The organism is Variovorax saccharolyticus, from assembly GCF_030316765.1.
GTDB lineage: Bacteria > Pseudomonadota > Gammaproteobacteria > Burkholderiales > Burkholderiaceae_C > Variovorax > Variovorax saccharolyticus.
This window is the reverse complement of sequence record NZ_JASZYT010000004.1, coordinates 216,804-237,057: the sequence shown is the minus strand read 5'-3', so window position 1 is coordinate 237,057 and position 20,254 is coordinate 216,804. Positions and strand designations below refer to the sequence as shown.

At 69.1% G+C, this 20,254-nt stretch carries 22 protein-coding genes; 15 read left to right on the top strand and 7 right to left on the bottom strand.

Going from position 1 to position 20,254, the window contains the following annotated elements; all coding sequences use genetic code 11:
• The first annotated feature begins 13 nt into the window (after positions 1-13).
• Genes QTI45_RS14955 through QTI45_RS14940 form a run of 4 tightly spaced genes read left to right on the top strand, consistent with a single transcriptional unit; the run spans position 14 to position 3,423 of the window.
• On the top strand, positions 14-1,045 hold the full coding sequence (locus QTI45_RS14955) for an ABC transporter substrate-binding protein (protein ID WP_286654921.1): 1,032 nt from the start codon (positions 14-16) through the stop codon (positions 1,043-1,045).
• Positions 1,042-1,848 (top strand): ABC transporter ATP-binding protein, encoded by an 807-nt coding sequence (locus QTI45_RS14950; protein WP_444813157.1) that lies wholly within the window; start codon positions 1,042-1,044, stop codon positions 1,846-1,848. The genes QTI45_RS14955 and QTI45_RS14950 overlap by 4 nt, the downstream gene beginning before the upstream one ends.
• A gap of 14 nt (positions 1,849-1,862) precedes the next feature.
• The gene (locus QTI45_RS14945; RefSeq protein WP_286654920.1) at positions 1,863-2,729 is read left to right on the top strand and encodes an ABC transporter permease; all 867 of its coding nucleotides are present in this window, start codon (positions 1,863-1,865) and stop codon (positions 2,727-2,729) included.
• Between the two features lie 22 nt (positions 2,730-2,751).
• Positions 2,752-3,423, top strand: a complete 672-nt coding sequence (locus tag QTI45_RS14940) for a cysteine hydrolase family protein (protein ID WP_286654919.1) — start codon at positions 2,752-2,754, stop codon at positions 3,421-3,423.
• A gap of 122 nt (positions 3,424-3,545) precedes the next feature.
• Here QTI45_RS14940 and QTI45_RS14935 read toward each other — a convergent pair whose 3' ends face one another.
• From QTI45_RS14935 to QTI45_RS14920, 4 genes are read right to left on the bottom strand one after another with little or no spacing between them, the layout of a single operon-like run.
• A complete protein-coding gene (locus QTI45_RS14935; protein ID WP_286654918.1) occupies positions 3,546-4,325 on the bottom strand; it encodes an SDR family oxidoreductase in 780 nt (259 codons plus the stop codon).
• Between the two features lie 23 nt (positions 4,326-4,348).
• Positions 4,349-5,356, bottom strand: coding sequence for a 2Fe-2S iron-sulfur cluster-binding protein (locus QTI45_RS14930; protein WP_286654917.1), 1,008 nt, complete (start codon positions 5,354-5,356; stop codon positions 4,349-4,351).
• A 32-nt stretch (positions 5,357-5,388) separates the two neighbouring features.
• Positions 5,389-5,868 (bottom strand): GlcG/HbpS family heme-binding protein, encoded by a 480-nt coding sequence (locus tag QTI45_RS14925; RefSeq protein WP_286654916.1) that lies wholly within the window; start codon positions 5,866-5,868, stop codon positions 5,389-5,391.
• A 31-nt stretch (positions 5,869-5,899) separates the two neighbouring features.
• A complete protein-coding gene (locus QTI45_RS14920; protein ID WP_286654915.1) occupies positions 5,900-7,360 on the bottom strand; it encodes an aldehyde dehydrogenase family protein in 1,461 nt (486 codons plus the stop codon).
• A gap of 169 nt (positions 7,361-7,529) precedes the next feature.
• Here QTI45_RS14920 and QTI45_RS14915 point away from each other — a divergent pair, with 169 nt between their 5' ends.
• The 6 genes from QTI45_RS14915 to QTI45_RS14890 are packed head-to-tail and all read left to right on the top strand — an operon-like array spanning position 7,530 to position 10,931.
• Positions 7,530-8,270: an iron-containing redox enzyme family protein gene (locus QTI45_RS14915; protein WP_286654914.1), complete on the top strand. Its 741-nt coding sequence runs from the start codon at positions 7,530-7,532 to the stop codon at positions 8,268-8,270.
• A gap of 32 nt (positions 8,271-8,302) precedes the next feature.
• Positions 8,303-8,608, top strand: a complete 306-nt coding sequence (locus QTI45_RS14910; RefSeq protein ID WP_286370779.1) for a 2Fe-2S iron-sulfur cluster-binding protein — start codon at positions 8,303-8,305, stop codon at positions 8,606-8,608.
• A gap of 13 nt (positions 8,609-8,621) precedes the next feature.
• Positions 8,622-8,915, top strand: a complete 294-nt coding sequence (locus QTI45_RS14905; RefSeq protein ID WP_286370780.1) for a ferredoxin — start codon at positions 8,622-8,624, stop codon at positions 8,913-8,915.
• Positions 8,916-8,952: 37 nt separating this feature from the next.
• Entirely contained in the window at positions 8,953-9,252 is a 300-nt protein-coding gene (locus tag QTI45_RS14900; RefSeq protein WP_286370781.1) for a 2Fe-2S iron-sulfur cluster-binding protein, read from the top strand.
• On the top strand, positions 9,249-9,998 hold the full coding sequence (locus QTI45_RS14895) for a sulfite exporter TauE/SafE family protein (RefSeq protein ID WP_286654913.1): 750 nt from the start codon (positions 9,249-9,251) through the stop codon (positions 9,996-9,998). The genes QTI45_RS14900 and QTI45_RS14895 overlap by 4 nt, the downstream gene beginning before the upstream one ends.
• Positions 9,999-10,016: 18 nt before the next feature.
• Entirely contained in the window at positions 10,017-10,931 is a 915-nt protein-coding gene (locus QTI45_RS14890) for an ornithine cyclodeaminase family protein (protein WP_286654912.1), read from the top strand.
• A gap of 94 nt (positions 10,932-11,025) precedes the next feature.
• Here the strand turns inward: QTI45_RS14890 and QTI45_RS14885 are convergent, their stop codons facing one another.
• Together QTI45_RS14885 and QTI45_RS14880 are read right to left on the bottom strand one after the other, a co-directional pair.
• On the bottom strand, positions 11,026-11,706 hold the full coding sequence (locus QTI45_RS14885; protein ID WP_286370784.1) for a GntR family transcriptional regulator: 681 nt from the start codon (positions 11,704-11,706) through the stop codon (positions 11,026-11,028).
• Between the two features lie 82 nt (positions 11,707-11,788).
• Positions 11,789-12,355: a hypothetical protein gene (locus QTI45_RS14880; RefSeq protein ID WP_286370785.1), complete on the bottom strand. Its 567-nt coding sequence runs from the start codon at positions 12,353-12,355 to the stop codon at positions 11,789-11,791.
• A 310-nt stretch (positions 12,356-12,665) separates the two neighbouring features.
• On the opposite strand from QTI45_RS14880, the gene QTI45_RS14875 reads away from it, so the two are divergent.
• The 5 genes from QTI45_RS14875 to QTI45_RS14855 all read left to right on the top strand — a co-directional run bounded on the left by QTI45_RS14875 (position 12,666) and on the right by QTI45_RS14855 (position 19,273).
• A complete protein-coding gene (locus QTI45_RS14875) occupies positions 12,666-13,691 on the top strand; it encodes an HlyD family secretion protein (RefSeq protein ID WP_286654911.1) in 1,026 nt (341 codons plus the stop codon).
• The gene (locus QTI45_RS14870; RefSeq protein WP_286654910.1) at positions 13,691-15,451 is read left to right on the top strand and encodes an ATP-binding cassette domain-containing protein; all 1,761 of its coding nucleotides are present in this window, start codon (positions 13,691-13,693) and stop codon (positions 15,449-15,451) included. Before QTI45_RS14875 ends, QTI45_RS14870 begins: the two co-directional genes overlap by 1 nt.
• Entirely contained in the window at positions 15,448-16,575 is a 1,128-nt protein-coding gene (locus QTI45_RS14865) for an ABC transporter permease (protein ID WP_286654909.1), read from the top strand. The genes QTI45_RS14870 and QTI45_RS14865 overlap by 4 nt, the downstream gene beginning before the upstream one ends.
• 5 nt (positions 16,576-16,580) lie before the next feature.
• The gene (locus QTI45_RS14860) at positions 16,581-17,711 is read left to right on the top strand and encodes an ABC transporter permease (protein WP_286654908.1); all 1,131 of its coding nucleotides are present in this window, start codon (positions 16,581-16,583) and stop codon (positions 17,709-17,711) included.
• Positions 17,712-17,785: 74 nt separating this feature from the next.
• Positions 17,786-19,273, top strand: a complete 1,488-nt coding sequence (locus QTI45_RS14855; protein ID WP_286654907.1) for an efflux transporter outer membrane subunit — start codon at positions 17,786-17,788, stop codon at positions 19,271-19,273.
• Here the strand turns inward: QTI45_RS14855 and QTI45_RS14850 are convergent.
• Positions 19,270-20,190 carry a LysR family transcriptional regulator gene (locus QTI45_RS14850; RefSeq protein WP_286654906.1) on the bottom strand — a complete coding sequence of 307 codons (921 nt, stop codon included), beginning with the start codon at positions 20,188-20,190 and terminating at the stop codon, positions 19,270-19,272. The two genes, QTI45_RS14855 and QTI45_RS14850, sit on opposite strands and share 4 nt — an antisense overlap.
• Between the last annotated feature and the right edge of the window lie 64 nt (positions 20,191-20,254).

Here is a 20,254-nt window from a genome sequence, read left to right as displayed (position 1 = left end):
ACCGGAGCTCAACATGTCCTTGTTTTCGCGCCGTCTGCCGGCCCTCGCCCGACTCGCACCGGCGCTCGCCATGGCGGCGGGCCTCGTGTCCCTTGCCGGTCAGGCCGCCGCTCAGCCGGCCAAGCCGCTGACCAAGGTGCGCTACGAAGAAGTCATCCGTTCGGTGCTGTACGTGCCGATGTACGTCGCCCTGAACCAGGGCTACTTCAAGGACGCCGGCCTCGACGTCGGGATGAAGACCTCGCAGGGCACCGACAAGGGCATGGCGGCACTGCTGTCCGGCAGCGCCGACATCGTGCTGATCGGCCCCGAGGCCTCGATCTATGTCGCCAACAGCGAGTCGCCGGCCAAGCCGAAGATCTTCGCCGGCCTTACTGCGACCGACGGCTTCCTGCTGATGGGCCGCAAGCCGGTCAGCGGCGCCTTCGACTGGAACCAGCTCAAGGGCAAGTCGGTGATGGCCTTCCGGCCCGGTTCGAACCCCGACGTCTTCCTCGAAGCTGCCCTGCGCAAGCACGGCCTCGATCCGAAGAAGGACCTGAAACTGGTCAACAACATCGGCCCCGCTGCACGCACCGGCGCCTGGATGGCGGGCCAGAACGACTATGCGATCTTCCTGGAACCCGAAGCCGGCAACCTCGAGAAGGACGGCAACGGCCACGTGATGGCATCGATCGGCAGCGAGGTCGGCCCGGTCGACTACACGGTGTTCACCACCACCGACGTCTTCATGCAGAAGAACCCCGAGGTGCTGCAGGCCTGGACCCGGGCCGTGGCAAGGGCCCAGCAGCATGTGCAGACCGCGCCGGCCGCCGACCTCGCCAAGCAGGTCGCCGAGTTCTTCCCCGGCATGTCGCAGCCCGAGCTGGTCAAGGCCATCGAGCGCTACCGCGGCTACAAGCTCTGGAAGACCACGCCGCTGGTCGAGAAGGCGGCCATCGAGCAGCTGCAGGACATGCTCACGGCCAGCGGCGTGCTCGACAGCGGCAAGCGCGTGAAGTACGAGCAGGTCGTGGTCACCGACTTCGCGGCCAAGGCGAAATGATGACCGCGAGCACTCCGGCGGCCGGGCGGCCGCGCATCGACGTGCGCCAGGTCTCGCTGCGCTACTTCACGCTGCAGGGCGAGACCCAGGCGCTCGACAACATCTCGCTGGCGGTCGCGCCCGGCGAGTTCGTCAGCATCATCGGCCAGTCGGGCTGCGGCAAGAGCACGCTGCTGTCGATCATCGCCGGCATCCTCGAGCCCTCGGCCGGCAGCGTGACCGTCGACGGCAAGTCCGTCACCGGCCCGTCGCCGAGCATCGGCTACATGCTGCAGCAGGACTACCTCTACGAGTGGCGCAGCATCCTGGACAACGCGCTGCTCGGGGCCCAGATCCAGAAGCGCAACATGCGCGAGGCCCGCGAGCGCGCCATCCACCTGCTGCACAAGTGCGGCATGGGGGACTTCCTGCACCACTATCCGCGCCAGCTGTCGGGCGGCATGCGCCAGCGCGTGGCGCTGGCCCGCACACTGGTCACCAATCCCGACGTCGTGCTGCTCGACGAACCCTTTTCCGCACTCGACTCGCAGACCCGTCTTGCGATCGCCGACGAGGTGGTCGAGGTGCTGCGCAGCGAAGGCAAGTCGGTGGTGCTGGTGACGCACGACATCGGCGAGGCCATCGCGATGACCGACCGCGTGGTGGTGCTGTCGCGCCGCCCGGGCCGCATCAAGTCGGAGCACCTGATGAGCTTCCCCAGCCATGGCAAGCGCCCGACGCCCTTCGAGGCCCGCGCACTGCCCGAATTCAACACCTACTTCAGCACGCTCTGGGACGAGCTGGACGTGCACGTCGAAGGATGATCGTGAGCGCACAAATGAACGCAGTCCCCTCGATGACGATACCCGCCGCAGCCGTGCCCGCGCAGCCCGCGTCGACAGCCGACAACAAGAACCCCAGCGCCGCCTACGCCAGGTGGCTGGCCCGCCAGCGCCGCGAGAAGACGCTGGTGCTGGCCAGCCGGCTGCTGCTGCTGGTGGCCTTCTTCGGCCTCTGGGAGTTCCTGGCGAAGACCAAGTTGGTCAACCCGATGCTCACGAGCTACCCGAGCGCGCTGTGGCCGACCTTCGTCGACCTGCTGCAGAACGGCAACCTGCTGATGCATACCTGGGCCACCTTCAAGGCGACCCTGGTCGGATTCGTGCTCAGCATGGTCTTCGGGATCGCGATCGCGGCCGGCCTGTGGTGGTCGCGCTTCGCGAACAAGGTGCTCGACCCCTTCCTGGTGGTCGCCAACGCGATGCCGAAGATCGCCTTCGTGCCGATCTTCTACATCTGGCTCGGTTCCGAATACTCGGTCTACGGCATGGCGGTCGCGATCGCGATCTTCGTCACCATCATGGTGGCCTACGACGGCTTCCAGGCCACCGATCCGAACAAGATCAAGCTGGCGACCACGCTGGGCGCGAGCCGCTGGCAGGTGCTGCGCATGGTGGTGCTGCCCGGCAGCGTGCCGACCCTGATCGCGGCGCTCAAGATGAACATCGGGCTGTCGCTGGTCGGCGTGATCGTCGGCGAGTTCCAGTCGGCCAGCGAAGGCCTGGGCTTCCTGATCGTCAACGGCAGCCAGATCTTCAAGCTCAACATCGTGATGACCGCGATCGTGGTGCTGGCACTGATGTCGGCGCTGATGTATCTGGTGATCGCGCGCGTCGAGAGCGCACTCGCCCGCCGCTACGGCTGAGCGCCGGAGATCAGGAACACGAATGGAATTCCCCGCCTGGATCGTCGATCGCGTGCTTGCGCGGCAAGGCACCCTGCATCCCTACCCCCGCTTCGACGCGAGCCGCACCGCCTTCGTCGTGGTCGACCTGCAGAACTACTACACGCAGGCCGGCTACATGGGCGAATGCGCACCGGCGCGCGACACCTTCGGCAAGGTCAATGAGCTCGCCGCGGCACTGCGCGAGGCCGGCGGCACCGTGGTCTGGGTGCAGACAAGCTCCGACGGCGCCGACCGCTTCTGGTCGCACCACCACGCCTACATGCTGACGCCCGAGCGCAGCGCCCGCCGCCTGGTCGAACTGGACCCCTCGCACCCCGGCTTCAAGCTGGCGCCCGGCCTCGATGCCCGGCCCGAGGACCCGCGCGTGGTCAAGCGCTGCTACAGCGCGCTGGTGCCCGGATCGTCGTCGCTCGACGAAGTGCTGAAGGCGCGCGGCATCGAGACCGTGCTGATCGGCGGCACGGTCACCAACGTCTGCTGCGAGTCGACCGCGCGCGACGCGATGATGATGAACTACGCCACCGTGATGGTCGAGGACGCGCTCTCGGCCGTCACGCCCGAGGAGCATCTGCACTCGCTGCACAACTGGATGCTGTTCTTTGGGGATGTGCTGAGTGTGGAGGAGGTTGGCGCGCGGCTGCGGGTGGGGTGAGGGGCGCCTGGTCAGATGGGGACAGGGCGGGAACTGCTTGCGGTTTGTTGGTCCGTTCCTACTGATCAGTTGAGGACAGAGCAAAAACTGCTTCGCAGTTTCTTGGTCTGTCCCGCAAGGTCTCAGTAAGTCCCCGGATACGCCCCACCGTCGATCAGCAAGCTCTGGCCGGTGATGTAGCCGGCCTGCGCGGAGCAGATGAATCCGCACAGCGCGCCGACCTCCTCGGCGCGGCCGAAGCGGCCGGCGGGGTTGTCGCGGCCGCGCTCCTCCCACAGCTGTTCGAAGCTGCGGCCCTCGCGCTTCACGAGCGCCTCGACGTGATGGCGCTGCGCATCGGTGGCGAACACGCCCGGCAGGATGTTGTTGATGGTCACGCCGTGGCGCACGGTCTGGCGCGCGAGGCCGGCGACGAAGCCGACCAGCCCCGAGCGGGCGCCGTTCGACAGGCCCAGCTCGGCCTGCGGCGTCTTCACGCTGCGCGAGACGATGTTGACGATGCGGCCGAAACCGCGCTCGATCATCGGGTCGACCGTGCGGCGGATCATCTCGATCGGACCCAGCATCATGGCGTCGAGCGCGGCATGCCAGTCGGCCGTGGACCAGTCGCGAAAATCCCCGGGCGGCCGGCCGTCGGCGTTGTTGACCAGGATGTCGGGCGACGGACAGGCCGCCAGCGCGGCATCGCGCCCCGCAGCGGTCGTGATGTCGGCGACCACGAAGCCCAGCGGCCTGCCGGTCTCGGCCGACAGCGCGGCCGCCGCCTCGCGCAGCGTGGCCTCGGTGCGCGCCGCGATCACCACCTGCACGCCTTCCAGAGCGAGCTGCCGCGCGCAGGCGCGCCCCATGCCGCGGCTGCCGCCGAAGACCAGCGCCTTGCGCTGCGAGATGCCGAGATCCATCGTGATTCCTTCGCTGCCGCGGCTCAGGCCGCGGCGGTGGATTGAAAGGTGAAGCTGTCGCTGTACAGGTGGTCGATGCTGGCGTTGCGCGCCAGAAAGGCCCGCTTCGCATCGCCGATCATCGCCGGCGAGCCGCACAGGTAGATCGCGTGCTCCGACAGATCCTCGAAATCCTCCAGCACCGCCTGCTGCACGTGGCCGCGGCGCCCGCTCCAGCCGGCATCGGCGCGCGACAGCACGGGCACATAGCGGAAGTCGTCGAAGCGATCGGCCCAGGACCGGATCTCGTCCTGCAGGTACAGATCCGCTTCGGTACGCATGCCCCAGTAGAGGCTCACGGGCGGACAGTCTTCGTCGTCCATCAGCGATTCGAGGATGCTCTTGATCGGCGCCAGCCCGGTGCCGGTGGCCACCATCAGCAGCGGCCGGTAGTCTTCCGCGTGAAAGCAGAAGTTGCCGTGCGGCAAATCGACCGATAGCCGGTCGCCGGGCCGCAGCCGCGCGGCGTGGCCGCTGGTGAAGCGGCCTTCGGGAATGCGCCGGATGTGGAAGTCGAGCGCCTGCGGATGCGGCCGCGACGCCATCGAGAAGCTGCGATGGCCGCCATCGGGCAGCAGGATGTTGATGTACTGGCCGGGGCGGTACAGCAACTCGGCCTCGGGCGGCACTTCGAGCGACAGGTGCAGCACGTCGTCGCAGAGCGGCTGCACCGCCAGCACCGTGGCCAGGTGCCGTGCCGGCTCGGAGCACGGCGGCAGCCGCCGCGCGGCACTGATCACGAGGTCGCTGGCGGGCCGAGCCTGGCAGGCCAGCGCATAGCCCTCCTCGGCCTCCTCGGGCGTAAGTCCGGGCGGGAATTCGTCATAGCGCACCGCGCCTTCGACGAGCTTGATGCGGCAGGTCGCGCAGCCGCCGAAGCGGCATTCGTGCGGCAGCCGCAGGTCGTGGCGCAGCGCGGCGTCGAGCACCGATTCGCCGGGCTCCGCCTCGAAGCTCTGCGCGGAATCGATCACCTGGATTCGGAAGGCCATGCTTGGTCCTTGGTGGGTCCGGCGCTGCCGCCCTACTTCTTGATGTCGGCCGCGACCAGCACGGCGTGCCCGCTGGCTTCGAGGAACTCGTGCAGGGCCTGCAACGCAGCGACGCCGCATTGCGTGTCCTGCTCGCCATTGCCGCCCGAGAGTCCGACGCCGCCGATCACGTTGCCGTCGACCACGATCGGGAAGCCGCCGACGAACACCGCGAAGCGGCCCTCGAAGCTCCACTGGATGCCGAAGGCCTCGTTGCCCGGCAGCGCGGGGCCGTTCGGCGCGGTGTTGAAGAGATGGGTCGAGCGCTTGTGGCCGGCGGCCGTGAAGGCCTTGTTCCAGGCGATCTGCGGGCCCGTGATGCGGGCGCCGTCCATCCGGTCCATGGCGATCGGATAGCCGCCGTCGTCGACGATGCAGATGGTTTCGAGCACGCCGATTTCGCCCGCCTTGCGGATGGCGGCGGCGATCATCAGTCGGGCTTCTTCGAGTTCGAGCTTGAGTGCGGTTTTCATGAGGTGTCTCTGCGAAAGGGAAAAAGATGGATCAGCAGCCGCGGTAGACGGTCTTGATCTGCGTGTAGAACTCGAGGCCGGTGCGGCCCGACTCGCGGAAGGTCGAGGTGCTCGAGCGCTTCAGGCCGCCGAAAGGCGCGTTGATCAGGTTGCCGGTGGTGGTGCGGTTGATCTTCACGGTGCCCGACTGGATGTCCTGCGCGAAGCGGTGCGCATGCACCGGGCTGGTGGTGGCGATGGCGGCCGACAGTCCGTACTCGGTGTCGTTGGCCTTGGCGATCGCGTCCTCGTAGCCGTCGACCTCGATCAGCGCGATCACCGGCCCGAAGATCTCCTCGCGCGCGATGCGCATCTGCTGCGTCACGTCGGTGAAGATGGCCGGCGTCACGTAGAAGCCGTGGGCGAACTCGCCGCCGCCGAGCCGCTCGCCGCCGCACAGCAGCGTGGCCTCCGACTTGCCGATCTCGATGTAGCCGAGCACAATCTCCAGTTGCTTGCGGGTGGCCAGGGGGCCGATGTCCATGCCCGGCGTCATGCCGCTGCCGATCTTCAGGCTTCGCACCCTGGCGACCAGCTTGCCGGTGAAGTCCGCCTTCACGCCTTTCATCACCAGCACCCGGCTGGTGCCGGTGCATGCCTGGCCGCTCAGCGACAGGCCGCCCTTGATGACCAGGTCGACTGCGCGGTCGAGGTCGGCATCGGCCATCACGATCAACGGGTTCTTGCCGCCGAGTTCCATCTGCGTGCGCGTGGTCATCGCGGCGGCGCGGTGGATCTGCTCGCCCGCGGCCGTCGAGCCGGTGAAGGAAATGGCGCGCACCGCGGGCGATTCGGTGATCACCGGCCCGACCTCCGAGGCGCGTCCGGTGATGAAGTTCAGCACGCCCTTGGGCAGGCCGGCCTGGATGAAGGCCTCGGCCAGCCGCAGGCCCGACAGCGGCGCGTCCGACGAGGGCTTGAACACCACCGTGTTGCCGGTGACCAGCGCCGGCGCGATCTTGCGGGCCGGAATCGACACCGGGAAGTTCCAGGGGCTGATGACCGTCACCACGCCGAGCGGTTCGCGCTGGCTGTAGACCACCATGTCCGGGTCGTCCTGCGGGTAGGTCTCGCCCGCGAAGGACTGGCCTTCCGCCGCATAGAAGCGCAGCGTCTGGGCCGAGCGCAGGAACTCGTCCCGGGCCAGGGCCAGCGGCTTGCCCTCCTCGCGCGTCAGTTCTTCCGCGAATGCGCCGGCATGGGTCTCCAGGTACTGCGCGGCGGCATTGAGGATGGCGGCGCGCCGGGATACGGGCGTCTTCTTCCAGCCGTCGAAGGCCGCCGCCGCCGCTGCCACCGCGGCCCTGGCGTCGGCGGCGGACGAAGCCTGGAAGCGGCCCACCACCTCTCGCTCATCGGCCGGATCGATGTTGTCGAAGGTGCGGTCGGTGCAACTGGACACCCAGGCGCCGTCGATGTGGTTCTGGAAGGCGGGCGGTGAAGCTTGGGTCATGTCGGAACAGGGGTGGAATGGATGAAGTGAGAATACTGTATACCAACACGAGTTGCAAGATTCATCTCTTCACTGCAGGGTGCAGTTGCGAATCGCGTTATATTGGTATACAGTATCCCTAAACGCATCCAATCCTTCATTCCCGCCAACCTCGACCCGGAGCCTCACCATGCCTGCCCTCATGAACCGCGACGAATTCCGAACCGCCCTCGAAAACGCCATCAAGGGCAAGAGCGCCAACACCTCGCCCTTCAGCCTGGCCTGGGCCGGCGGCACCCTGAGCCGCGCGCACCTCGCGCGCTGGGCCGAGAACCACTACCACTACGTCGGTCCCTTCGCCGACTACCTGGGTTATCTCTATGCCCGCATGCCCGACCGCTACACCGAAGCCAAGGATTTCCTGCTGGCCAACATGTACGAGGAGGAGATCGGCGGCGATCGCCACACTGACCTGCTGATCCGCTTCGCCGAGGCCTGCGGCACCACGCGCGAACGCGTGACCGACCCCGACAACATGTCGCCGACCACCCGCGGGCTGCAAAGCTGGTGCTATGCGGTCGCGATGCGCGAAGACCCGATCGTGGCGGTCGCCGGTCTGGTGGTGGGGCTCGAATCCCAGGTGCCGTCGATCTATCGCAAGCAGACGCCCACCTTGCGCGAGAAGTACGGCTTCACGGACGAGGAGGTGGAGTTCTTCGACCTGCACATCGTCTCGGACGAGATCCATGGCGAGCGCGGCTACCAGATCGTGCTCGAGCATGCGACCACGGTCGAACTGCAGCAGCGCTGCCTGAAGATCTGCGAGATCGGCGCCCAGATGCGGCTGCTCTACACCACGGCGCTCTACCACGACTACGTGGCGGTCGAAGCGCCCGAGAACGCCGCGCAGCCCGTACTCGAAGCCGCCTGAGCCACCCCCGATCCCACCCATCCGCCGCGCGCATGCCCATCATCACCTTCCACAAAGGCGGCCAGATCTATCGCGACGAGGTCAAGGACAACACCAACTTGGTGGTGCGCGCCGGCATCAAGCAGTTTCCCTATCCGCACCTGCGCTACGAGTGCGGCATGGGCAAGTGCTCGAAGTGCGCCTGCCGCGTGCTGGCCGGCGCCGAACACCTGCCGCCGCCGAACTGGAAGGAGAAGAAGCAGCTCGGCGAGCGGCTCGACGCCGGCTGGCGCCTGGCCTGCCAGCTCTGGGTCCAGCAAGACATCGAGCTGGCGCAGGAAGACGCCCTCGCGGCCTGAGGCCCCACCGACCATGTACCTGATACTGACCAGCAGGCCAGGCCAGTTCCGCACCGAGCTCGTCGAGGGGCTGCGCCGCATCGAGTCCTGCGACTACCTGTTCTTCGGCCGCTGCAAGGCGCGCTTCGTGATCGCGGAGGTGGCATCGGACTGCCGCGTCGCCGTGATCGACGAGACGCCGCCCGAGGTCGTGAACCACGTGCCGGTCAAGTTCTTCGAGAAGTTCGAGACCGTCGAGCTGGCGCGCGCCGCCTTGCGGCAGCTGGTGCACGAGGACGATGCCGACGTGCGTCTGGTGCCGACCTGAATCCACGCCCTTCCCCCGCGCTGCCTCCTTTCCCTCCATGATCCAGATCACATTCATCAGCAACAACGCCAAGGTCGTGACCGCGCCCGAAGGCGGCAATCTGCTGCGCATCTCGCTGCGCGAACAGGGCGGCATCCCGTTCAAGTGCGGCGGCGGCCTGTGCGGCACCTGCAAGTGCCGCATCGAGTCCGGCCTGCACCACACCGATGCCATCAAGGCGAAGGAGCGCAGGCACCTTTCCGAGGACGAGATGAAGCAAGGTTGGCGCATGGCCTGCCAGACCTTCGTGACCGGCGATGTCGCCGTCTCCTGGCAGCCGCGCGACATCCGCAAATGATCGCTTCCCTGCTGCCCGAGGGCATGAGCCTGGGCCACTACGCCGGCATGGCCGCGATGGTGCTTGTGGGTGCCTGCCTGCAGGGCATCGGCGGCGTCGGCTTCGCGATGTTCTCGGCGCCGATCGCCGCCCTGTTCTACCCGGAGCTGGCGCCGGGCCCGCTGCTCGCGCTCGGCGGGCCGCTGGCGCTGATGTCGGCGTTGCGCGAGTTCGATCAGGTCGACTGGGGTGCCGCGGGGATGGCGCTGGTCGGTCGCGTCGTCGGCACGCTGGGCGCGGCGGTCTGCCTGCTGCTCCTGCCCGCCGAACTGCTGACCGTGATGTTCGCGCTGTTCATCCTGGCCGGCGTCGTCTTGAGCCTGAGCGGCCGCCGCATCGACGCCTCGCGCGGCAACATGGTCGGCGCCGGCATCGCCTCGGGGCTCATGGGCACGATCACCTCCGCGGGTGCGCCGCCGTTCGCGCTGGTGATGCAGTACCTGCCGCCGCCGCGGCTGCGCGCCACGCTGGGCTGCGTGTTCTTCGCCGGTGCCGCCTTTTCGCTGGTGATGCTCGCGAGCATCGGCCGCTTCGGGCGGCACGAGATGTGGCTCAGCGCCTGGCTGCTGCCGCTGATGATCGCCGGCTTCGCGATCTCGGGGCCGCTCAACCGCCGCGTGTCGCGCGCAGCGGTGCGCGGCCTGCTGCTGGCCCTGTCGGCTTTCGGCGCCATCGCGCTGCTGTTGCGCGAAGCCATCGCCTTCTGACCCGGACGCGGATTCCCCATGCAACACATCACCGATTCGATGGTCGAGGCACTGGTCTCGCCGGCCGATGCGCAGCAGGTGCTGCGCGACGCCTTCCTGCGCTTCGGCGCGGGCACGGCCGCCATGCAGGAGCGCGTGCGCACCGAAGCAGGCGGCGTCAAGCTCTCGACGCTGGGCGCGGTCATTCCGGGCCAGGGCGTGGCCGGCGCCAAGGTCTACACCACGATCGAAGGCAAGTTCTCCTTCGTCATCCTGCTGTTCTCGGCCGAGGACGGCCGGCCGCTGGCCTCGTTCGACGCCGGCGCGATCACCCGGCTGCGCACCGCCGCCTGCTCGGTGATCGCGGCCCGCCACCTGGCGCGTCCGGAGTCGCGGACCCTGGCGCTGTTCGGCGCCGGCACCCAGGGCCGGGCCCATGCCGTGCAATTGGCGGCGGCTTTCGGCCTCGGGTGCATCCGCGTCTGCACGCCCCGCCCCAGCGCCGGCCTGGCCGAAAGCCTGGCCGCCGAGAGCGGCGTGCCGGTGCGGCTGTGCGGGCCCGACGAGGCCCTCGATGGCGCCGACCTGGTCGTCACGGCGTCGCGCGCGACCACGCCGCTGTTCGCGGGCGAACGCCTGCCGCCGGGCTGCTTCGTCGCGGCCATCGGATCGAGCCTGCCCCACACCCGCGAACTCGACGATGCGGCGCTGTCGCGCGCGGCACTGGTGGCGGTCGAATGGCGGCCGCAGTCGCTGCGCGAGGCCGGCGAACTGGTGCAGGCCGGGGCCGGCGTGCTGCCCGAGGAGAAGATCGTCGAACTGGCGGAACTCGTGGGCGGCCGGGTGGCCGGTCGCCAAGCCGGCGACGACATCACGATCTACAAGTCGGTCGGCGTCGGCCTGGAGGACGTGGCGCTGGCCGGACTCGCCTGGCGCCGCCTCGGCCAACGCTGAGCGGGCGCCCGGCTCAGTCCGCCGCCGGGCCGCCCCAAGGCGGGCTGCACCCCCTCGGGGGGCAGCGAGTACACGAAGTGACGAGCGTGGGGGCTCAGTCCTTCGGCAGCGCCGGAGGCAGCGAGACCGGCAGCTCGGCCGCGCTGTAGACATGGCGCGCGGCCAGCAGCGACGCCAGTTCGGCGTCGCCGGCCACCACCGCGCGCAGGATGGCGGCGTGCTCCTGCCAGTTCGCGTGCATGCGCTCGCGGTTGTTCACCGTGAAGAACAGCGCGGTGCGCTCGCGCAGCGAACGCATGATGTCCTGCAGCACCGAGTTGGCGGCGACGTTGCCCAGGGCTTCATGGAACTCGAGGTTCAGCGCCGAGATGCGCGCCAGGTCGTCGTCGCTGGTGAGCTGCGATCCTTCCGCCAGGATGCGCTCGAGCTTGGCGATCTGCACCGGGTCATGGCGCCGCGCCGCCAGCTTGGCGTTGAGCGCCTCCAGCGTCGCGCGCACCTCCACCATCTCCTTGATCTGCTCCTTGGTGAAGGTGGTGACGGTCGCGCCGCGCCGCGGTTCGATCGCGACGATGCCCTCGGAGGCCAGGGCGCGCAGCGCCTCGCGCACCGGCATGCGCGACACGCCCAGCTCTTCGGAAAGGCGGCCCTCGACGAGCCGCTCCCCCGGTGCCAGTTCGCCGCTCAGGATGCGCTCGCGCAGCGCCGTCAGGACAAGCTTCGTCAGCGGCGCATGGCGCTCGCCCAGTTTGCCATCGGTGTTCAGTGCTTCCATTGCTCCAGCGGTACGCGGTATACGAAATCCATATTGTGCCCGCTGGAGCGCCACGGCGCGCATGCGGCGCGCCGGGCGGTCGCTAGCCGTCCCTTCGCCGCGAGATCAGCCGGCGCAGCGCCGCCCGCACGCCGGGCCGGTCGGCCACGCCGATGGCGATCGGCCGCGCGCGATAGAGCGCCCGCTGCTCCTCGAGCACCACCCGCAGCGCGGCCATGCTCGATTCGCTGTAGACCCACAGCCCGGAGACCACGAACTGCCCGGGCAGCGCGTCCGCCTTGGGCCGGATCTGGAGGTTGACCGCGCCGATGCGGTCCATGGTTTCCACCCGCGCCGCGGCCTGCTGGACCCCGCCGCCCAGCACGCTCACCTCGCGGGTGAAGGCGAAGCTGATCGCCTGCACCTGGTGGAAGTTCTCCGAGATGAAGGCGCAGATCTCCAGGAACACCAGGCGACCGAGGTGCCGCTGCTCCTCGCGCACGACCCGCGTCGGCTCGAAATGCTCGATGTGGATCTCCGTGCCGTCGCTGGAGACCGGCACGGGGTCCAGCGTCCCGAGCAGAACGTTGGCGTCGTGGACGAGCATGGGCTCACCGAGCTGGTAGGGAGCAGCCCCGGGCCCGGTGATCCGGAGTTTCTTGAATGTCATGAAGGACTTCGCCGGGCTCGGCCGAGGCCCATTCCCCGGCGCGTTCCGCACGCTGTTGCCTTTCATTCCGACTTTAAGAGCGCCAGCAGACCGGCCCCGGGCGGGCCGCCGAACTTATCCGGCCCAAATCGACATAGTTCACGCAATCCGCCGGCAATCGGGGCGACTCTCCCCGGCGGCAGCTCCCAAGCCCTGGTGGTCGTTCCGGTCATCCTTGAAATTAGAGTTTGAATTTGAATTTGAATTTGATACGATAGCGGCACTCACCCGAACAGGACCCTGCGCCTTTCTCCGGCGCGCGAGAGCAACCATGAACAAGAAGCCCCTCATTGCCGGCGCCCTCGTGCTGGTCGCGGCCGCCGCCTTCGCCGCCTGGTACCTGCACCGCCAGCCCGCCGATGCGAGCCAGCTGGTGCTCTACGGCAATGTCGACCTGCGCCAGGTGTCGCTGGCCTTCAACGGCAGCGAGCGCATCGCCCGGCTCGAGGTCCAGGAAGGCGACCGCGTGAAGGCCGGCCAGGTGCTGGGCCAGCTCGACACCCGCAGCCTCGAGCTGCAGGCGGCCCAGGCCGAAGCCCAGATCGCCGGCCAGGCGCAGGCGCTGCAGCGGCTCAAGGCCGGCAGCCGGCCCGAGGAGGTGGCGCAGTCGCGGGCCCAGGTCGCGGCCGCGCAGGCCGATGCCGAACTGGCCCGCCAGCAGCTCGAGCGGCTGCAGGGAATCCGCCAGACCACTGCCGGCCGTGCCGTGAGCCAGCAGGACCTGGACGCTGCGCAGGCGCGCCGCAAGGTGGCCGAGGCCCAGCTGGAGAACACGCGCAAGGCGCAGCAGCTCGTGGTCGCCGGCCCGCGCAAGGAAGACATCGCCCAGGCGCAGGCGCAGCTCGACGTCGCCACCGCGGCGCTGGCGGTTCTGCGGCACCAGCTGCAGGAAGCCCGCCTCGTGGCGCCGATCGATGCGGTGGTGCGGGCGCGCCTGCTCGAGCCCGGCGACATGGCCTCGCCGCAGCGCCCGGTGTTCACGCTCGCGATCACCGACCCCAAGTGGGTGCGGGCCTACGTCACCGAGTCCGACCTCGGACGCATCCGGCCCGGCATGGCGGCCACGCTGTCGACCGACAGCCACCCCGGCGAGCCGCTCGCGGGCAAGGTCGGCTACATCTCCTCGGTGGCCGAATTCACGCCCAAGACCGTGCAGACCGAGCAGCTGCGCAGCAGCCTGGTGTACGAGATCCGCGTGCTGGCCGACGACCCTGCGGACCGCCTGCGGCTGGGCATGCCGGTGACGGTGCGGCTGGCGCTCGACGGCGACGCCCGCATCGCCGGGAGCGCTCGCTGATGGCCTCCGCGGCGCCCGCCCTGGCCGGGCAGGGCCTGCACAAGCGCTTCGCCGTGAAGGGCGCCGCCGAAGCCACGCGGGCCCTCGACGACGTCTCGCTCGAGATTCCCGCAGGCACGCTGGCGGCGCTGGTCGGCCCGGACGGGTCCGGCAAGACCACGCTGCTGCGGCTCGCGGCCGGTCTGATGCGCGCCGACCAGGGCCGGCTCGAGGTGCTCGGCATCGATGTCGCGAAAGACCCGCAGGCGGTGCAGGACCGCATCAGCTACATGCCGCAGCGCTTCGGCCTCTACGAGGACCTCAGCGTGCAGGAGAACCTCGACCTCTACGCCGACCTGCATGGCGTCGACCCGGAAACCCGGCGCCAGCGCTATGCGCGGCTGATGGCCATGACCGACCTCGGCCGCTTCACGGCACGGCCGGCCGGCAAGCTGTCGGGCGGCATGAAGCAGAAGCTGGGGCTGGCCTGCACGCTGGTGCGCTCGCCCGAGCTTCTGCTGCTCGACGAGCCGACGGTGGGCGTCGATCCGCTGTCGCGGCGCGAGCTGTGGGAGATCGTGCAGCAGCTGGTCGACGAAGAACGGCTGAGCGTGATCGTCAGCACCGCCTACCTCGACGAAGCCGAGCGCTGCGCGCAGGTCTTCGTGATGCACGGCGGCCAGCTGATCGCGCAGGGCGAGCCGGCGCAGCTGCGCGACAACGCCAAGGGCCTGTGCTTCGTCGCCACGGCGCGCGCCGGCACCGCGCCGCGCACGCTGCAGGCGCGTCTCCTCGATGCCTCCGCGTCGATCATCGATGCCGTGCCGCAAGGCGGAGAGGTGCGCTTCATCCGCCGGCCCGACGCCGATGCCGCAGCCCTGGACGCCCTGCTCGATGGCGCGGCGGCGGAACCGGTGCCCGCACGCCTGGAAGACGGCTTCATGGTGCTGCTGCGCGCGCGGCAGATGTCGGCGGCCGCGGCGCCCGCGCAGGCGCCGCCCGCAGCCGTCGACGCGAAGGAAGTCGTCATCGAGGTCAAGGACCTGGTGCGCAGGTTCGGCGATTTCACCGCGGTCGCGAGCACCAGCTTCGATGTCCGGCGCGGCGAGATCTTCGGCCTGCTCGGCCCCAACGGCGCGGGCAAGACCACCACCTTCCGCATGCTGTGCGGGCTGCTTCCGGCCAGCAGCGGCTTCCTGCAGGTGGCCGGCATGAACCTGCGCACCGCGCGGGCCCAGGCCCGCGGGCGGATCGGCTACGTCTCGCAGAAGTTCGCGCTCTACGGCAACCTCACGGTCACCGAGAACCTGCAGTTCTTCGGCGGCGCCTACGGCCTGCGCGGGCAGCGGCTGCGCGAACGCATGCAGACGGTGCTGCAGCAGTTCGACCTGCTCGGCCAGGCGCATGCGACCAGCGGCCAGCTGCCCGGCGGCTTCAAGCAGCGCCTGGCGATGGCGACCGGCCTGCTGCACGAGCCCGAGATCCTGTTTCTCGACGAGCCCACCAGCGGCACCGACCCGCTCGCGCGGCGCGAGTTCTGGCGCCGCATCACGGCGCTGGCCGAGGCCGGCGTGACGGTGATCATCACCACGCACTTCATGGAAGAGGCCGAGTACTGCGACCGCATCGTGATCCAGGACGCCGGCCGCCTGCTGGCCATCGGCACGCCGCAGCAGGTGCGCGTGCAGGCCGGCAGCGCGCCGGACGGCCGGCTCAGCATGGAGGAGGCCTTCATCGGCATCGTGACCCAGGCCCGCGATGCCGCGAAGGGTGCCCCATGACCAGCCGCTTCCGGCAACGGCTGGTCGCGCTCACGCGCAAGGAGACGCGGCAGCTGGTGCGCGACCCGAGCAGCATCGCCATCGGCATCCTGCTGCCGATCATCCTGATCCTGATCTTCGGCTACGGGCTCTCGCTCGACGTCAGGAATGCGCCGATGGCCGTGGTGCTCGAAGACACTTCGCCCACCGCCGTGCAGGCGGTCTCGGGCCTGCAGCTCACGCCCTACATCTCGCCGGTGATGCTGACCTCGATGCGCGAGGCCGAGGCGCTGATGCACCAGCGCAGGGTCGACGGCATCGTGCGCGTGCCCGGCGACTTCTCGCGCCGGCTCGCGTCCGGCGACGCCGTGATCCAGGTGATCGTGCACGGCGCCGACGCCAACAAGGCGGGCATCGTGCTGCGCTACGCCAGCGGCGCGTTGGCGCAGAACGCGGTCCGGCTGGCCGACCGCGGCGCTGCAGCGGCGACCGGCGTGGGCTCGGTCAGCATCGAGCAGCGGCTGTGGTTCAACAGCGCCAACACCAGCACCTGGTACCTCGTGCCGGGGCTGATCGTGCTCATCATGACGCTGGTCGGCGCTTTCCTCACGGCACTCGTGATGGCGCGCGAATGGGAGCGCGGCACGCTGGAGGCCCTGTTCGTCACGCCGGTGCGGCCGGTGGAGATCCTGCTGGCGAAGATCATTCCCTACTTCGGCATCGGCATGCTCGGGCTGCTGCTGTGCCTGGCGGCCGCGCGCTTCCTGTTCGAGGTGCCGATGCACGGCTCGTTCATCGCCATCGTCGCGAGCGCGATGCTCTACCTGCTGGTCGCGGTGGGCGTGGGCCTGGTCATCTCCTCGGTGACGCGCAACCAGTTTCTCGCCAGCCAGGTGGCGCTGATCTCGAGCTTCCTGCCGTCGCTGATGCTGTCGGGCTTCCTGTTCGACCTGCGCAACGTGCCGACCGTCATCCGCATCGTGGGCCACGCGCTGCCAGCGACCTACTTCATGGAGCTGATCCGCACCCTGTTCCTGGCCGGCAACGTGTGGTCGCTGATCCTCAGGAACTGCGCGATCCTGGCGCTCTATGCCGTGGTGCTGCTCGGCGTCGCCCGCTTCGTCACGCGCAAGAAACTGGATTGAAGACCATGAACGGTTCATTCATCGACTTCGTGCGGCGCGTCGCCCACCTGTGCCGCAAGGAACTGCTGGCGATCCTCAAGGACCCGTCCAGCCGCGTCATCCTGATCGTGCCGGCGCTGATGCAGAGCCTGCTGTTCGGCTATGCCGCCACCTACGACCTGAGCCGCGTCGACTACGCGCTGCTCGACCAGAGCCACAGCGGCGCATCGACCGCGCTGATCGCCCGGCTCGACGGCACCGGCGTCTTCCGCCGCGCGGCGACGCTCGCGTCGCCCGACCAGATCGCGCCGGTCATCAACTCGCAGGATGCGCTGGTCGTGATCCAGATCGGGCCGCAGTTCGAGCAGCAGCTCAACGCCGGCCAGGAGACGCCGATCCAGGTCATCATCGATGCCCGGAACTCCAACACCGCGGGCTCGGCGGCGGGCTTCGTCGGCTCGGTCGTGGCCGCCTTCAACGACGAATGGCGCCAGCGCCACGGCGGCCGCATGGCGCCGGTCTCGATCGAATCGCGCGCCTGGTTCAACCCCAATCTCGAGACCCGCTGGAACTTCATGCCGGGCATGATCGCCGCACTCAGCATGATCCAGACCCTGCTGCTCACCGCCCTCTCGGTGGCGCGCGAACGCGAGCAGGGCACCTTCGACCAGCTGCTGGTGACGCCGCTGTCGCCGACCGAGATCATGATCGGCAAGGCCATCCCTCCGGTGATGATCGGGCTGGTTCAGTCGACCCTGGTGCTGCTGATCACCCTGCTGTGGTTCCGGGTGCCGATGGCGGGCTCGCTGGTCACGCTCTACATCGGGCTGTCTTTCTTCACCATCGCAAGCGTGGGCATCGGGCTGTCGATCTCGGCCGTGTCGGCCAACATGCAGCAGGCCATGCTCTACACCTTCGTGCTCATCATGCCGATGATGCTGCTGTCGGGCCTGACCACGCCGGTGAGCAACATGCCGCGCGCCCTGCAGATCGCCACCCTGGTCAACCCGCTGCGCTTCGCCATCGACCTGGTGCAGCGTGTCTATCTCGAGGGCGTGGGCCTGCTCACCGTCTGGCACAACCTGATCCCGCTCTTCCTCATCGCCGCAGTCACGCTGCCTCTGGCGGCCTGGTTGTTCCGGCATAGGCTCGTCTGAGACCTTGCGGGACAGACCAACAAACTGCGCAGCAGTTTTTGCTCAGTCCTCAACTGACTAGAAAGGACATCACCATGAACATCCCGCATCTAGCGACATTGCTAGCAGCCCTGACCCTGTCCGCCTGCGCAGTCGGCCCCGACTTCAAGCCCGCCCCCCCGGCGTCGCCGGCCAGCTTCTCGGACTGGCACGGCGGCTCGCCCGAGCTGATCGCGCCGCAGGAACGCGAGCGCGCGGGCGCCGCGGCGCCGGCCGGCTGGAGCATGTTCGGCGATCCGGTGCTCGACGCGCTGCAGGCGCGTGCGCTGGCCGCCAGCCCGGACCTGCAGACCGCGGCGCTGCGCTTTGCGCAAAGCCGCACGCAGCTGCTCGTCGTGCAGGCGCAGCGGGTTCCGCAGGTCAACGCCCGGGCCGGCGCCCGGCGCGAGCGGCAGAGCGAGGACGGCGATCCCACGCGCCTGATCGGCGCCCTGAACCCCGCCAACCGCGAGCAGCTGATCCAGACGCTGAGCGAGCCGCACTACCTCTACGACGCCGGCTTCGACGCCTCATGGGAAATCGACCTGTGGGGCCGCGTGCGACGCTCGGTCGAGGCGGCCGACGCCAACGTCGCGGCCTCGCAGGCGCTGCTGGCCCAGGTGCAGCTCAGCGTGCAAGCCGAGCTGGCGCGCCACTATTTCGAGCTGCGTGCGGTGCAGCGACAGATCCGCATCGCGCGCGAGGACATCGCGGCCGCCGAGGAGACGCTGCAGCTGGTCAAGGCACGCGCCGACGGCGGCCTCACGACCGATCTCGACGTCACCCGGCAACAGGCCCAGGCCGCCGACCTGCGCGCCCGCCTGCCCCAGCTGCTGGCACAGGAAGCGGCGGCCGTGAACCAGATCACGCTGCTGCTCGGCGAGCGTCCCGGCGCGCTGCAGGCGCAACTCGCCGCGCGCCCCGACAACGCCAGCGAACGCCCGCTGCCAGACCTGTCGCTCGGCCTGCCTTCCGAACTGGCGCTGCGCCGGCCCGACATCCAGCGCGCCCAGGCGCAGCTGCACGCGGCGACCGCCGACATCGGCGTCGCCGTGGCGGACCTCTATCCGCGCATCACGATCGGCGCCAGCTTCGGCTACGAATCGGTCAACGCCAGCACCTTCGGCGAATGGGGCAGCCGCCAATGGTTCGTCGGCCCCAGCCTGCAGCTGCCGATCTTCGACGGCGGCCGCCGGCGCGCCACCGTCACCCTGCGCGAACTGCAGCAGCAGGAGGCGGCCGTCGCCTACCAGCAGACCGTGCTGAAGGCCTGGCACGAGATCGACGACGCATTGAGCGCCTACTCGGCCGAGCGCCTGCGCAACGCTCAGCTGGCCCAGCGCGAGCGCAGCAGCCGCGACGCGCTGCAACTGGCCCGCGTGCGCTACGACCACGGCCTGACCGACTTCCTGGTGCAGCTCGACGCCCAGCGCACCTGGCTGCAGGCGCAGCGCGAATACACCGAGAGCACGAGCCGCCTGGCGCTCGGCCTGGTGGCGGTCTCGAAGGCGCTGGGCGGCGCCGGCGATCTGGCGAAGTCCTAGGGCCTGCCTGCCGAAGCCGACGAGGCTTCGCCCGTGGCCATCGCCGATAGCCGCTCGATGATCAACGCCGCCATCGGCGACGGGGTGCGGCCGCGCAATGTCACGATGCCCATTTCCGATGCAAGCGGCGGCAGGCCCGCGACCTCCACTGCCTGAAGCCGGCCGGCCGCCACCTCCCGCGCAACCGCGGCATGCGGCGCGGCCAGAACCGCGTCGCAGGCGAGGGCGACATCCTTCAGCACCTCGATGTCGTCGCACTCGAGCGCCAATGTGGCCTCGATGCCAAGCAGGCGGGAGATCACCGACCGCACGCCGGTGGGCAGGCGCACCGACAGGACGCCGTGCGACCAGATCCGCGGCAGCGTCGCGGTCTTGCGCGTCGTCGTCAACGGGTGGCCGGCGCGCACGTAGAAGCCCCCCGGCTCGGGGCGCAGCGCACGGCCGTGCAGGTTGGGGTCCGAAGGCAAGTCCCGGGTATCGGCGACGAAGAACTCGATGTCTTCGTCGCGCAGCCGCTCCAGCAGCAGCTGCCAGTTGCTGATTTCGACGCGCAGGTTGATGCCCGGGAACTCGCGCCGCATCGCGGTCAGCAGCGGCGACAGGAAGGTCGCCGCGGGAAACGGGCCGACCCCGAACGCGGTGTCGCCCAGGGCGCGGCTGCGATAGAGCTCGACGTCGCGTTCCAGGCAGCGGCTGTTGAATACGAGCTGCCGGGCGCGGGCGACGACGAATTCACCGGCCGGCGTCGCGACCACCTCGTTCGTGCCGCGGTCGAACAGCTGGAGTCCCAGCTCGGCTTCCGCCGCCTGGATGCTGCGAGTCAGCGCCGGCTGGCTGAGATGCACCTGCTCGGCGGCGCGCACGAAGCTGCGCCGGTCCGCGACGGCGACGATATGCGCCCAGCGCTTGAGGTCCATGCGGCGTCTCCTTGTCTTGTAATTGCAGCCGATGCATTGATTCTGGCTTCAATATGCATTGGAC

Bases quoted from the DNA above. Each gene is read 5' to 3' on its own strand.
- QTI45_RS14955 (WP_286654921.1), top strand. From the start codon at position 14: ATGTCCTTGTTTTCGCGCCGTCTGCCGGCCCTCGCCCGACTCGCACCG.
- QTI45_RS14950 (WP_444813157.1), top strand. From the start codon at position 1,042: ATGATGACCGCGAGCACTCCGGCGGCCGGGCGGCCGCGCATCGACGTG.
- QTI45_RS14945 (WP_286654920.1), top strand. From the start codon at position 1,863: ATGAACGCAGTCCCCTCGATGACGATACCCGCCGCAGCCGTGCCCGCG.
- QTI45_RS14940 (WP_286654919.1), top strand. From the start codon at position 2,752: ATGGAATTCCCCGCCTGGATCGTCGATCGCGTGCTTGCGCGGCAAGGC.
- QTI45_RS14935 (WP_286654918.1), bottom strand. From the start codon at position 4,325: ATGGATCTCGGCATCTCGCAGCGCAAGGCGCTGGTCTTCGGCGGCAGC.
- QTI45_RS14930 (WP_286654917.1), bottom strand. From the start codon at position 5,356: ATGGCCTTCCGAATCCAGGTGATCGATTCCGCGCAGAGCTTCGAGGCG.
- QTI45_RS14925 (WP_286654916.1), bottom strand. From the start codon at position 5,868: ATGAAAACCGCACTCAAGCTCGAACTCGAAGAAGCCCGACTGATGATC.
- QTI45_RS14920 (WP_286654915.1), bottom strand. From the start codon at position 7,360: ATGACCCAAGCTTCACCGCCCGCCTTCCAGAACCACATCGACGGCGCC.
- QTI45_RS14915 (WP_286654914.1), top strand. From the start codon at position 7,530: ATGCCTGCCCTCATGAACCGCGACGAATTCCGAACCGCCCTCGAAAAC.
- QTI45_RS14910 (WP_286370779.1), top strand. From the start codon at position 8,303: ATGCCCATCATCACCTTCCACAAAGGCGGCCAGATCTATCGCGACGAG.
- QTI45_RS14905 (WP_286370780.1), top strand. From the start codon at position 8,622: ATGTACCTGATACTGACCAGCAGGCCAGGCCAGTTCCGCACCGAGCTC.
- QTI45_RS14900 (WP_286370781.1), top strand. From the start codon at position 8,953: ATGATCCAGATCACATTCATCAGCAACAACGCCAAGGTCGTGACCGCG.
- QTI45_RS14895 (WP_286654913.1), top strand. From the start codon at position 9,249: ATGATCGCTTCCCTGCTGCCCGAGGGCATGAGCCTGGGCCACTACGCC.
- QTI45_RS14890 (WP_286654912.1), top strand. From the start codon at position 10,017: ATGCAACACATCACCGATTCGATGGTCGAGGCACTGGTCTCGCCGGCC.
- QTI45_RS14885 (WP_286370784.1), bottom strand. From the start codon at position 11,706: ATGGAAGCACTGAACACCGATGGCAAACTGGGCGAGCGCCATGCGCCG.
- QTI45_RS14880 (WP_286370785.1), bottom strand. From the start codon at position 12,355: ATGACATTCAAGAAACTCCGGATCACCGGGCCCGGGGCTGCTCCCTAC.
- QTI45_RS14875 (WP_286654911.1), top strand. From the start codon at position 12,666: ATGAACAAGAAGCCCCTCATTGCCGGCGCCCTCGTGCTGGTCGCGGCC.
- QTI45_RS14870 (WP_286654910.1), top strand. From the start codon at position 13,691: ATGGCCTCCGCGGCGCCCGCCCTGGCCGGGCAGGGCCTGCACAAGCGC.
- QTI45_RS14865 (WP_286654909.1), top strand. From the start codon at position 15,448: ATGACCAGCCGCTTCCGGCAACGGCTGGTCGCGCTCACGCGCAAGGAG.
- QTI45_RS14860 (WP_286654908.1), top strand. From the start codon at position 16,581: ATGAACGGTTCATTCATCGACTTCGTGCGGCGCGTCGCCCACCTGTGC.
- QTI45_RS14855 (WP_286654907.1), top strand. From the start codon at position 17,786: ATGAACATCCCGCATCTAGCGACATTGCTAGCAGCCCTGACCCTGTCC.
- QTI45_RS14850 (WP_286654906.1), bottom strand. From the start codon at position 20,190: ATGGACCTCAAGCGCTGGGCGCATATCGTCGCCGTCGCGGACCGGCGC.